At 39.3% G+C, this 12174-nt stretch carries 11 protein-coding genes and 1 other RNA gene; 10 read left to right on the top strand and 2 right to left on the bottom strand.

The window, feature by feature from the left end:
* Positions 1-14 precede the first annotated feature (14 nt).
* The 6 genes from clpB to MS2017_RS02505 are packed head-to-tail and all read left to right on the top strand — an operon-like array spanning position 15 to position 6883.
* Positions 15-2573 carry an ATP-dependent chaperone ClpB gene (gene clpB / locus MS2017_RS02530; protein ID WP_122951147.1) on the top strand — a complete coding sequence of 853 codons (2559 nt, stop codon included), beginning with the start codon at positions 15-17 and terminating at the stop codon, positions 2571-2573.
* A gap of 27 nt (positions 2574-2600) precedes the next feature.
* Entirely contained in the window at positions 2601-3227 is a 627-nt protein-coding gene (locus MS2017_RS02525; protein WP_071563670.1) for an electron transport complex subunit E, read from the top strand.
* Positions 3199-4005, top strand: a complete 807-nt coding sequence (gene prmC / locus MS2017_RS02520) for a peptide chain release factor N(5)-glutamine methyltransferase (RefSeq protein WP_306822003.1) — start codon at positions 3199-3201, stop codon at positions 4003-4005. The genes MS2017_RS02525 and prmC overlap by 29 nt, the downstream gene beginning before the upstream one ends.
* Positions 4006-4013: 8 nt before the next feature.
* Complete coding sequence (locus MS2017_RS02515) at positions 4014-5111, top strand: TRAP transporter substrate-binding protein (protein WP_071563668.1); 1098 nt, start codon at positions 4014-4016, stop codon at positions 5109-5111.
* A 6-nt stretch (positions 5112-5117) separates the two neighbouring features.
* The gene (locus tag MS2017_RS02510) at positions 5118-5591 is read left to right on the top strand and encodes a TRAP transporter small permease subunit (RefSeq protein WP_071563667.1); all 474 of its coding nucleotides are present in this window, start codon (positions 5118-5120) and stop codon (positions 5589-5591) included.
* Entirely contained in the window at positions 5588-6883 is a 1296-nt protein-coding gene (locus MS2017_RS02505) for a TRAP transporter large permease (protein WP_071563666.1), read from the top strand. The genes MS2017_RS02510 and MS2017_RS02505 overlap by 4 nt, the downstream gene beginning before the upstream one ends.
* Positions 6884-6991: 108 nt before the next feature.
* Here the strand turns inward: MS2017_RS02505 and rnpB are convergent.
* An RNA gene (gene rnpB / locus MS2017_RS02500) (RNase P RNA component class A) lies at positions 6992-7334 on the bottom strand.
* Positions 7335-7730: 396 nt separating this feature from the next.
* Here rnpB and MS2017_RS02495 point away from each other — a divergent pair.
* The gene (locus tag MS2017_RS02495; RefSeq protein WP_122951145.1) at positions 7731-8075 is read left to right on the top strand and encodes a hypothetical protein; all 345 of its coding nucleotides are present in this window, start codon (positions 7731-7733) and stop codon (positions 8073-8075) included.
* A 170-nt stretch (positions 8076-8245) separates the two neighbouring features.
* Here the strand turns inward: MS2017_RS02495 and MS2017_RS02490 are convergent, their stop codons facing one another.
* A complete protein-coding gene (locus MS2017_RS02490; protein WP_122951144.1) occupies positions 8246-9736 on the bottom strand; it encodes a fumarate hydratase in 1491 nt (496 codons plus the stop codon).
* A gap of 93 nt (positions 9737-9829) precedes the next feature.
* On the opposite strand from MS2017_RS02490, the gene MS2017_RS02485 reads away from it, so the two are divergent.
* From MS2017_RS02485 to mreD, 3 genes are read left to right on the top strand one after another with little or no spacing between them, the layout of a single operon-like run.
* On the top strand, positions 9830-10861 hold the full coding sequence (locus tag MS2017_RS02485) for a rod shape-determining protein (protein WP_122951143.1): 1032 nt from the start codon (positions 9830-9832) through the stop codon (positions 10859-10861).
* A gap of 34 nt (positions 10862-10895) precedes the next feature.
* On the top strand, positions 10896-11696 hold the full coding sequence (mreC, locus tag MS2017_RS02480; RefSeq protein WP_071565256.1) for a rod shape-determining protein MreC: 801 nt from the start codon (positions 10896-10898) through the stop codon (positions 11694-11696).
* 1 nt (position 11697) lies between these two features.
* Positions 11698-12168 (top strand): rod shape-determining protein MreD, encoded by a 471-nt coding sequence (gene mreD / locus MS2017_RS02475; protein WP_071565255.1) that lies wholly within the window; start codon positions 11698-11700, stop codon positions 12166-12168.
* Positions 12169-12174 lie beyond the last annotated feature (6 nt).

Raw genomic sequence — 12174 nt, 5'->3', positions numbered from 1 at the left:
AAAAATAAAATGAAATGGATATTAACAAACTAACTTCGCAATTCCAACAAGATTTAAACGCCGCACAATCTATTGCGATTAACAAAAATCATACTGCCATCGAAGGTGTACATGTACTAAGTGCAATGCTCAACGATTATGCTTCTAGCGTGAGCAATGTAATTAGAACACTCAAAATAGAGACCAAACAACTCAAAGTTGATGTGGACAAAGCCATTGACAATTTGGCAGTGGTAGGCAATCCAAATGGCGACATAGGTGTTTCACAAAGTTTATTAAGATTGCTAAATACCACCGAAAAACTGGCAACAGATAAAGGCGATAGTTACTTATCTACCGAATTATTTTTGTTGGCAATTATTGAAGGCAACGATACAACAACAACATTATTAAAGGCATTAGGCGTTAATAAACAAAATTTATCAACTGCCATAGACAACCTTAGAGGAGGAGAAACCGTGAACGACCAAAATGCAGAAACCCAAAGAGATGCGTTAAATAAATACACCCTTGACCTTACCCAGCGTGCGCAAGAAGGAAAGCTTGACCCCGTGATTGGGCGAGACAGTGAAATCCGCCGTGCCATTCAAGTCTTACAACGCCGCACCAAAAATAACCCTGTGTTAATTGGCGAACCGGGCGTTGGTAAAACCGCAATTGCCGAAGGCTTGGCACAGCGTATTATCAACAATGAAGTACCAGAAGGCATTAAAGGAAAACGCCTGTTATCACTTGATATGGCAGCATTAGTGGCAGGGGCAAAATACCGAGGTGAATTTGAAGAACGCCTTAAAGCTGTTCTAAAAGAATTGGAAGCCGAGCAAGGTCAAGTGATTTTATTTATTGATGAATTACACACCATGGTTGGCGCAGGAAAAGCCGATGGTGCAATGGATGCAGGAAATATGCTAAAACCTGCACTGGCTCGTGGCGACCTACATTGTATGGGCGCAACCACCTTAGATGAATACCGCCAATACATTGAAAAAGATGCTGCTTTAGAACGCCGTTTTCAAAAAGTATTGGTAGACGAGCCAACCGAGCAAGACACCATAGCCATTTTGCGTGGATTGAAGGAAAAATACGAGGTGCATCACGGTGTAGAAATTACCGACCCTGCAATTATCGCCGCTGTTACTTATTCAATCAGATACATTACCGATAGGCAACTACCTGACAAAGCCATTGATTTAATCGATGAAGCAGCATCACAAATTCGCATGGAAATTGATTCAAAGCCAGAATCAATGGACAAACTTGACCGTAAATTGGTGCAACTCAAAATTGAGCGAATGGCGCTTAAAAAAGAGAAAGACAAAGCCTCTAAAGCCCGACTCAAAGAATTGGTTGAACTGATTCAATCATTGGAAAAAGAATATGCTGATTTAGAAGAAATCTGGAAAAAAGAAAAATCCGTGGTACAAGGCGCTCAACACCTCAAAGAAGAACTTGAACAAGCAAAAACTGACCTTGAATCTGCCACTCGTAACAACGATTTGGCAAAAATGAGTGAACTCCAATACGGAAAAATTCCAGCACTTGAAGCCAAAATATCCGAGTCTGAATCTGCTACTGTAGAAGAAATGACCCTCCTTCGCAACAAAGTTACCGAAGATGAAATTGCCCATATTGTCGCCCGCTGGACAGGTATTCCTGTAGACAAAATGATGGAAGGTGAACGCGATAAACTCCTGCAAATGGAGTCAATTATCCATCAGCGATTGGTCGGTCAAGACAAGGCTGTTAAAGTTATTTCCGATGCAGTTCGCCGCTCTCGTGCAGGATTGTCTGATCCCAATCGCCCTGATGGCTCATTTATGTTTATGGGGCCAACAGGTGTAGGCAAAACCGAGCTTACCAAAGCCTTGGCAGACTTTTTATTTGATACCGAGCAAGCCATTATTCGAGTGGATATGAGCGAATTTATGGAAAAACATTCAGTTGCACGATTGATTGGCGCACCTCCTGGTTATGTTGGTTATGAGCAAGGTGGTGTTTTAACCGAGGCCGTTAGACGCAAGCCGTATTCTATTATTTTGCTTGATGAAGTAGAAAAAGCCCACCCTGATGTGTTTAATATCTTACTTCAAGTGCTAGATGATGGTCGTTTAACCGATGGTCAAGGTCGCACTGTGGATTTTAAAAACACCGTGATTGTAATGACTTCTAATCTCGGCTCACATCTTATCCAGGAAAATCCTGGCAAAGATATGACCGCTGAACTGACACAAATTGTTGGTGAACATTTTCGTCCAGAATTTGTCAATCGTATTGATGAAATTGTCATTTTCAACAACCTTGAGAAAGCGCAAATTAAAGGCATTGCCACCTTGCAAATTGAGATTTTACAATCTCGTTTGGCTAAAATGGATCTCAAACTTGAGTTAGATGATGAGGCAATAACAACCATTATCGACAGAGGCTACGACCCCATATTTGGCGCCAGACCACTCAAACGCACCATTCAAAGATTGTTAGAAAACCCGTTATCACAAAAAATATTGGCTGGCGAATTTCCTCCAGGTTCGGTCATTCGTGGCAGCGTGTCAAATGATGAGATTGTATTTATTTAAAGGTATAACTTGATATAATCAGCCTCTATGGAAGATTATATTAAAATCGCAAAAAACGGACTGTGGAGCAACAACCAAGCCTTAGTGGCGCTTTTAGGCTTGTGTCCATTGCTAGCGGTAACTAATAATATTACCAATGCAATCGGACTTGGGTTAGCAACTACCTTTGTTTTGGTGGCTTCAAATACCACTGTTTCTATTTTTCGTCACCAAATTTCAAGAGAAGTTCGCATCCCTATTTTTGTTTTGCTCATTGCCTCGTTTGTTACTATTGTCGAATTGTTAATGCAATCCTATTTTTATGACTTGTATTTGATACTGGGTATTTTTGTGCCATTAATTGTGACTAATTGCGCCATTTTGGGTAGAGCGGAGGCATTTGCCAGTAAAAATACTTGGGGTAAATCCGCATTAGATGGCTTAATGATGGGTATTGGATTTTCAATTGTATTGGTTATTCTCGGTGCTATGCGTGAATTAATTGGTGCTGGCACTTTATTTGACCAATCTGCTTTATTGCTAGGCAGTTTGGGTGACACACTCAGCGTTACCGTATTTGAAGATTATCAAGGTACATTGCTTGCTGTTCTGCCACCTGGTGCTTTTATCGGTTTAGGTTTGATTGTTGCCCTCAAAAATTGGATTGATGCATAGCGTTCATCACTATCTAAATAGTCGTGTTATTGATAGCGCTCCACTTTTAGGATTGGCGTTAAAAAGAGATCACACTTGGTTGATTACACATAACGATTACATTCTCAACGCCCAAGAAAAACACACGCTAGCGCATCTGATAGAGCAACGACAAAAAGGCGTTCCTTTCGCCTATTTAAGTGGCACAAAAGGCTTTTACCACTTAGATTTCAAAGTAACACCTGATACGCTTATTCCGCGCCCAGAAACCGAACTTTTAATTGACATTGCACTGGATTTATTCAAAAAAAAGCCTTGTCGTTTATTAGATTTAGGCACAGGTAGTGGCATTATTGCCATTACCTTGGCGGATAAAAATCCACATTGGCAAGTCAGTGCCACAGATTTTTGTGACAAAGCACTGGCAGTGGCAAAACAAAACGCCCGCCAAGACATCAATTTTCAACAAGGCAATTGGTTCGATGCTGTGCCCAATCAAACCTTTGATTTAATCATTTCCAACCCCCCTTACATTGAACAAAATGACCTTTATTTAAAAGACTTAAGTCATGAGCCACAAAGTGCATTGGTTGCTGGTAAAGATGGTTTGGACGACATTCGCCTTATTATTAAAAATGCACCAAAACACCTTAACAAACAAGGCTACCTTTTGCTAGAACACGGCTACAACCAACAACAACAAATCACACAATTATTAAAAGATAATTTTCTCAATATTCACAAATTTAATGACTATAATCTTCAAAACCGTGCCATCTTGGCACAACTCAAATTTTAAGGGGCAAAATGAAAAAAACAATTCAAGCAATCATTCTATTAACATTCAGCATATCTGCTACTGCTAACTGGTTTAATGACGATAAACAAAAGCCAACTCAACAACAAGAGCAAAAAACTTACACACTTAAATTGGCTGAAACTTGGCCGAGTAATTTCCCTATTTTTGGCGACACACCCAAAAAATTTAAAAAATTAGCAGAAACCATGTCAAATGGCAGATTAAAAATTAGAATTGACTCAAAGAACAAACACAAAGCCCCTTTCGGTATCTTTGATTTCGTTAAATCAGGACAATACGACCTCGGGCACTCTGCCTCATATTACTGGAAAGGCAAAGACATTAACACCCTATTTTTTACCTCCATGCCCTTTGGTATGACTACATTCGAGCAACACGCTTGGTTTGAATATGGTGGCGGTCAAGAATTAATGGACAAAGTGTATGCCAAATATGGACTCAAATCCATCATTGGCGGTAGTTCCGGCAACCAAATGGGTGGTTGGTTTCAAAAAGAAATTAACTCAATTGCCGATTTAAAAGGCTTAAAAATGCGCATCCCTGGCTTTGCAGGTGAAATCATGGCAGAAGTTGGTGCCAAACCTATCAATATCTCACCCGGTGAACTCTACACTGCACTAGACCGTGGCACGATTGACGCATTAGAATGGATTGGTCCATCACTAGATTTGAGAATGGGTTTTCACAAAATTGCGCCTTATTATTACACTGGTTGGCATGAACCTGGTTCTGAATTACAATTCTTAGTCAATCTTAAAAAATACAACAGTTTACCCAAGGATTTACAAACCATTTTAATCTCAGCAATGAAGTTATCTGCTTACCAGATGTACGATCAATCTGAACACGAAAGCGCCAAAAACTGGGCAACTATGAAAAAAGACTACCCCAATATCAAAATTAGAACCTTCCCTAAACCCGTGTTTGACGCACTCAGAGCCGCAAACGACAAACTTCTTAAAAAACTGGCTGCAAGCAACCCACTTTCTAAAGAAATTATTGAATCTCAAACTAACTATCTACGGAAAATACGCGCTTGGACAGCCATTTCAGACCAAGCCTACTTAAACTCTCAATCCAAATAAAAAAAATTGGATCGTTACACCCAGTGGCTAGAGCGTCTCGTTGTTGGGTTGTTATTGCTTACGATTTTTAATGTCTTTCTTGATGTTGTACTTCGTTACGCTTTTAACAATTCCTCCATCGCTCTACAAGAAATGGAATGGCACCTATTTTCAGCCATGTTCTTATTGGGCATTTCCTACACTTTGCAAAAAGATGCACATGTTAGGGTTGATGTTTTCTATGCCAAATTCTCCCCGCAAAGACAAGCCCTCATTAACCTTATTGGTTTCGCTATATTCATCTTACCAATCAGTCTGCTAATTGCTTATGATGGCATTGACTTCGCCTATTCGGCTTATGCCATCAACGAACAAAGTGACGCTCCTGGTGGGCTAACTCACCGCTTTATTATTAAAAGCATCATTCCAATTAGTTTTATTTTGGTTATTATTTCTGGCATATTGTTTGCTAAAAATAACTACGAGGTGCTAAAACAATGATCGGTTTAATTATGTTTGCCATTACTTTAATATTGCTAATGGTTGGTTTTCCTGTGGCATTTACCTTTGCTGGTGTGGCAGTTATTTTTGGTGTTTTAACCCAAGGTGTTGATTTGTTCGCCTTTATGCCGTATCGTATTATGAGCATAATGCAAAACACCATTCTTATGGCTGTGCCGTTATTCGTTTTTATGGGTATTGTCTTGCAAAAAACCAAACTTGCTGAACAACTACTAGAAGCCATGGGTGATTTGTTTGGCAATGTGCGTGGTGGCTTGGCAGTTTCTACTATTTTAGTGGGCTCGCTACTTGCAGCATCCACAGGCGTGGTAGGGGCAAGTGTTGTTGCCATGGGTGTGATTTCTCTTCCCGTTATGCTTAAACATAATTATAAAAAAACACTATCCACGGGGGTTATTTGCGCCTCAGGCACTTTAGGGCAAATCATCCCCCCTTCCATTGTATTGATTATTTTGGCAGATGTCTTGGGGGTGTCAACAGGGGATTTATTTAAAGCGGCAGTCATGCCCTCTCTTATTTTAGTTGGGGGCTATATTGCCTATGTACTCGTTATCTCTTACCTGGACCCAGAGGTAGCACCAGCGTTTAAAAGTAAAAATCACGACTTGAAAAAAATAGAAAAATACAAGGCGGTTGCCAAAGCCATTGTGCCACCTATTACTCTTATTATTGCGGTACTTGGCTCGATTTTTTCAGGCATTGCCACGCCAACAGAATCCGCCTCTATTGGTGCAGTTGGCTCTTTGGTATTGGCATTTTTCTACCAACGATTAAACTGGGAAATGTTACGCCAATCCAGCGTTGAAACAGTGAAAGTTACCGCTATGGTATTCGCTATTTTGGTTGGTGCCACGGCTTTCTCAATGGTATTTACTTATAGTGGTGGGGATGTTGTCGTAGAGGATTTTATTCACAGTTTACCAGCCAAAGAAATGAGTTTTATTCTTATCTCAATGCTGGTTATTTTCATTCTTGGGTTTTTTATTGATTTTGTGGAAATTTCACTCATTATTGTGCCAATTTTCTACCCAACCGCCCTATCGCTTGGCATTGATATGCAATGGTTTGCCATTTTGATTGCCATGAACTTACAAACCTCATTCTTAACGCCCCCATTCGGCTTTAGCTTGTTTTATCTAAAAGGTGTCGCCCCAAAATCCATTCAAACCACTGACATTTACAAAGGGGTAATGCCTTTTATCGCTATCCAAGTTACCCTATTAATCAGCCTTATCGTGTTTCCACAGTGGTATGGGTTTAACGGGTCTTAGTGTTGTTTTGCTAATATTTCCCTTGTTTGCAAGGCGAATTTTTTCCATACAGGTCTCTGCGTCATTCAATATTGGAAAATGGATATTGGAAAAATTCAAGGGTGTAAAAAGGGAAGTTAGTCTATAAGCCGGGTTCTGTAATAAACGGTCATTCATCTACAAATTTTGTCACCAAAATTCTTTAGCACTCTACCCGCTACCTTGTGCGAGCCACACCATGGGTAGCCTATTTGAGCTTGCTCCAAGTGGGGTTTACCTTGCCACGGTTGTTACCTTCCGCGCGGTGCGCTCTTACCGCACCTTCTCACCTTTTCCCAATAATTGGGTAGTTTATTTTCTGCAGCACTTTCCGTTATGTCGCCATACCTAGCCGTTAACTAGCACTTTGCTCTATGGAGCCCGGACTTTCCTCTGATAGGTAAAACCTACCAGCGACCATCCGACCAACTTCGCTGGATATTATAACCTATTGAGACCCTTGCCATTAAGTATAAATATTAACTAAAGAGCAATATTTACACATTTGTAAACTTTTATAAAGCCTGTCTTAGCCCTGCTATAATAGACTTTATAAAAAATGACAATGGAATAAAATTTACCCTTTATTCAACATCCATATTTAATATAGGGGGCGCTGTCACAATCCAAAAAAAATACTGGAAACTGTCATAAATTAGAAGAAAAATATTCTACCGATTACATAAAAATCAAAGGTTGCTATTTTTCAAAAATGAAGTGTATAATAAATTTGTGGCATTCGTCCTTTGCTTAATACGCCGATAAAAGTGGGTTCTTAATTAGTGTCGTTACTATCTAGAAATAATATAAATTTAAAAACAGGTGCATTATGAAAAAAAATATTCTATTTTTGTTATTTTTGGCGTTTTCTAGCGTTACTCTCTCAGATTCTAAATTTTTTGACAAAAAGTACGATAATACTCAACAGGGAACTATCTTTTTAAGTATTGAAAGATATAAAGACAGTGGGCTAAAGTCTTTTGTTACCACTTGCAAAACCAGACTTGAGTGTTACAAAAAGATACAGTGGGGCATTAAAACTGGCAAGTTTATTTATTGCAAAAAAGCAACTATGATTATAAATAATCGCATTGTATGGGGCATTGATTTCGAACACAACGCTGTTTGGAAAGCTCGGCAACAAAGAAAAATATGGGGTGATGAAGATTTTTAGAAACTTATTGAGACCTTTGCATAAATATGGGTGATTAGCAAAATTCAATTTTTGCCCACTTGGTGATTTTCTTAAACCTTGTCCTAGCAGGGCTAAGGCTGGGTTTAAAAAATTACCAAGTGGGTGAAAAGTGGATTGTTGATGATTATTTATATTTATGCAAAGGTCTCTTATTGATTTTCTAATAAATTCTTAAAAATAGCATGGATATTCTCACCCTGAGAATCAACAGCAACAGCAACAGGCATATCTTTAACTTCAAATTCATAAATGGCTTCCATGCCCATTTCTGCAAACGCTATTTTTTTGGCTTTTTTAATGGATTTGGAAATTAAGTAAGCAGCGCCACCTACAGCGATTAGATAACTGGCTTGGTGTTTTTTAATACTTTTAATGGTCGCTTCACCACGCTCAGCTTTGCCAATCATCCCTAGAATGCCTGTGTTTTCTAACATCATATCGGTGAATTTATCCATTCTTGTTGCGGTCGTTGGACCTGCAGGACCAATCACTTCATCATCAACAGCATCTACAGGGCCAACATAATAAATGAATTTATTTTTAAAATTCACACCTTTTGGCAGTCCTTCGCCATTGTCTAACATTTTTTTAAGGCGTGCATGTGCAGCATCTCTGCCAGTAATAATTGTGCCGGTAAGCAACAAAGTATCGCCCACTTGCCATGCATTCATTTGCGATTTTGTGAGTGTGTTTAAATCAATTTTCTGGTAGTTTGAAGTGTCCATTGCTAAATCAGGATAAACACTTAAATCTACCTCTGGCAATATCGCAACCCCTGATCCATCCAGTGAAAAATGTAAGTGGCGAGTGGCAGCGCAATTGGGAATCATTGCCACGGCTTGCGAGGCAGCGTGAGTTGGGTAGTCCTTAATTTTAACATCCAGCACGGTGGTTAAGCCACCTAAGCCTTGGGCGCCGATACCAAGGTTATTAATTTTTTCTCTTAATTCTAAACGCAGTTTTTCGAGATTACTGAGGTTTGTTTTTTGGGCGATGTCTTGAATATCAATTGGTTCCATTAAACTTTCTTTTGCCATCAACATCGCTTTTTCAGCAGTGCCGCCAACACCAATGCCTAGCACACCTGGTGGACACCAACCTGCCCCCATTGTTGGTACCATTTTTAATATCCATTCAACCACATTGTCATCGGGTTGCAGAACGGCGAATTTTGCTTTATTTTCTGAACCACAGCCTTTCGCAGCAACAATAAATTTAAGTTGATTGCCTTTAACTACTTTCATATGAATAACAGCTGGCGTGTTGTCTTTGGTGTTAACTCGACCAAACAATGGGTCTTTGACAATTGAAGCACGAAGGGGGTTTTGCGCCTTAGTATAAGCCTGGCGAACACCTTCGTTGATCATATCTTCTAAAGATAAATCTGCCGCCCATTCAACTGCCATGCCCACCTCAACAAAAACATTAACAATACCCGTATCTTGACACAAAGGGCGTTGACCAATAGCGGACAATTTGGAATTAATTAAAATTTGTGCCATGGCATTTTTGGCGGCTTGCTGAGTTTCTTTCTCGTAAGCATTGGTCATTGCTTGAATAAAATCGGGACTGTGGTAATAAGAAATATATTGTAAAGCGTTGGCAATACTCTCAATAATATGTTTTTGTTGGATTTTCATATTGTCTATTAAATGAATTCTATTAAGATACTATTGGATTTTATAGTATTATATCCGCTATTTATTTTATCTAATGTCTAAGCGGAGTTTTTTATGTTTAATTTTTTCAAACCTCAAAGTCTTTCTATTGATCTTGGCACAGCAAATACATTAATTTTTATGGATAATGAAATTGTATTAGATGAACCCTCTGTTGTTGCCATTCACCATGAAAAAGGCGCTACAGAAGCAACTATCATTGCCGTAGGTCAAGACGCTAAAAGTATGTTAGGTAGAACACCCGGTTCAATTGAGGCGATTCGCCCAATGAAGGACGGCGTTATTGCTGACTTTAAAATCACTGAAAAAATGTTGCAACATTTTATTAAAAAAGTATTGCACTCCGGATTTTTCTCACCCAGCCCCAAGGTGCTTATTTGTGTACCTTGTGGTGCAACTCAAGTGGAACGGCGTGCAATTAAAGAAAGTGCCGTTGGCGCTGGCGCACGAGATGTGTATTTGATTGAAGAGCCAATGGCAGCAGCACTAGGTGCAGGAATGGCAATTAACGAAGCTTCGGGCACCATGGTGGTTGATATTGGTGGTGGCACTACGGAAATTGCGATTATGTCACTTAACGGCATTGTTTATTCTGATTCACTGCGCATAGGTGGCGATGTATTTGATGATAATATTATTAAATTTGTGCGTAAAGCACACGGCATTATTATCGGTGAATCTACTTCTGAGAAAATCAAAAAAGAGGTAGGGTCAGCATTCAAAGAAAGCGTTGTTAAGAAAGTCAAATTCAGAGGTAGAGATGTTGCCAAAGGTATTCCCGTGTCTTTTGAAGTGACCAATACCGAAATTAGATCTTCCTTGCAGGAGCCGTTAACCGCTATTGTTGGTGCCATTAGAATAGCATTAGAACAAACGCCACCAGAATTGAGTTCTGATATTGCAGAAAACGGCTTGGTGTTAACAGGTGGGGGTGCGTTGTTAGAAGGCTTGGATGAACTCATCAAAAAAGAAACCAGATTGCCAGTGCGTGTTGCTGATGATCCTTTAACTTGTGTGGCTCGTGGTGGTGGTGTTGCTTTAGAGATGATTAGTCGGCACAACATAGGATTTTTGTCAGCAGAGTAAGTTTCTTTACACAACTAGGGTAAAATGCTGAATCATGCAATTTTTAAAACTTTTTGCCCCCATTTTAATTGCAATTTTTTTAATCTTTTCAGATTACAAATTTTCGTACTTAGATAACTTTAAGCAATTAATTACCAAACTTACATCGCCAGTGTACTTGCTGGTTAACTTACCCTCTCAACTCTATCTTTGGGTCAATGAACAAGGTGCAGACAGGCAGTTTTTGTTAAATCAAAACAAGCGACTTAACGCAGAATTAATTCGCTTAAAAGTCAAATTACAGCGTCATAACGCTTTATTATCAGACAACCAAAAGCTCAGTAAATTATTAAAATCACGCTATCAAATTGACAAAGGCGTATTCGTATTGGCTCGTGTTAGCACCATCAATCAATCACGACTGAAAAAACAAATTGTCATCAATAAAGGCAGCAGGGATGACATTAAAGTGGGGCAAATTGCACTCGGTGCTGATGGCGTACTCGGGCAAGTTAGTCAAGTAACGCCATTCTACGCCACCATATTGCTAATTACCGACCCGACCCAACACATACCTGTTAAAAATCAACGCAATGGTATTCGTGGTGTTGGCAAAGGCATTGCCTCAAACCAAGATAAATTAATGGTGCGTTTTATTGAATCCGGACTTGATATAAAAGTTGGAGATGTCTTTTTAACCAGTGCTATTGTCTCAAAATTCCCAGCAGGCTATCCCGTGGGTCGTGTTACTCGGGTAGAAAATCGAGCGAACGACCCGTTTTTATATGTTGAATTGGCACCAGCTCAAACCACCCAACAGTTGGAATTTATTTTAATCAATACAAGAGACAATTAGAATGCGCACCCAAAGACCTTATGTTTTTCTTGCTAAAATCACGATGTTTACCCTGATTATTGGTGCACTGCCTTTGCCTGAGGTGGCTTTGAATATTGCTCCTTTTTGGATGTTGCTATTTTTTACTTATTGGTTGACTTATTTCACCACACAAGGACGATTTTTTATCGCCCTATTTTTAGGTGTCTTAATTGATATATTGCATGGAGATATCTTAGGTCAAAATGCATTGGCACTCATTTTAAGCATTGTTTTTATTACCAAAATAAGGCAATCTTTTTCTGTCTCTAACATTACCACGCAACAAATTTATATATTGTCTGCGTCTGGTATTTACCTAGGGGTCTTATTATTGGTACACGGTCTATCTACTCAAAGCTTTGATTTTAATTACTATTTATTGTTCACGCCACTAACAAGTGCGCTATTTTGGCCCTTGGTGCAATTGGCACTCTCAAAATGCAAACATTAATAAAAA

The sequence above is a fragment of the Bathymodiolus thermophilus thioautotrophic gill symbiont genome (assembly GCF_003711265.1).
Taxonomy (GTDB): Bacteria; Pseudomonadota; Gammaproteobacteria; order PS1; family Pseudothioglobaceae; genus Thiodubiliella.
Note: the sequence above shows the minus strand (reverse complement) of the source record. Positions and strands in the feature narration are given on the sequence as shown.

Bases quoted from the DNA above. Each gene is read 5' to 3' on its own strand.
- MS2017_RS02495 (WP_122951145.1), top strand. From the start codon at position 7,731: ATGAAAAAAAATATTCTATTTTTGTTATTTTTGGCGTTTTCTAGCGTT.
- MS2017_RS02485 (WP_122951143.1), top strand. From the start codon at position 9,830: ATGTTTAATTTTTTCAAACCTCAAAGTCTTTCTATTGATCTTGGCACA.
- mreC (WP_071565256.1), top strand. From the start codon at position 10,896: ATGCAATTTTTAAAACTTTTTGCCCCCATTTTAATTGCAATTTTTTTA.
- MS2017_RS02505 (WP_071563666.1), top strand. From the start codon at position 5,588: ATGATCGGTTTAATTATGTTTGCCATTACTTTAATATTGCTAATGGTT.
- clpB (WP_122951147.1), top strand. From the start codon at position 15: ATGGATATTAACAAACTAACTTCGCAATTCCAACAAGATTTAAACGCC.
- MS2017_RS02490 (WP_122951144.1), bottom strand. From the start codon at position 9,736: ATGAAAATCCAACAAAAACATATTATTGAGAGTATTGCCAACGCTTTA.
- MS2017_RS02515 (WP_071563668.1), top strand. From the start codon at position 4,014: ATGAAAAAAACAATTCAAGCAATCATTCTATTAACATTCAGCATATCT.
- MS2017_RS02525 (WP_071563670.1), top strand. From the start codon at position 2,601: ATGGAAGATTATATTAAAATCGCAAAAAACGGACTGTGGAGCAACAAC.
- mreD (WP_071565255.1), top strand. From the start codon at position 11,698: ATGCGCACCCAAAGACCTTATGTTTTTCTTGCTAAAATCACGATGTTT.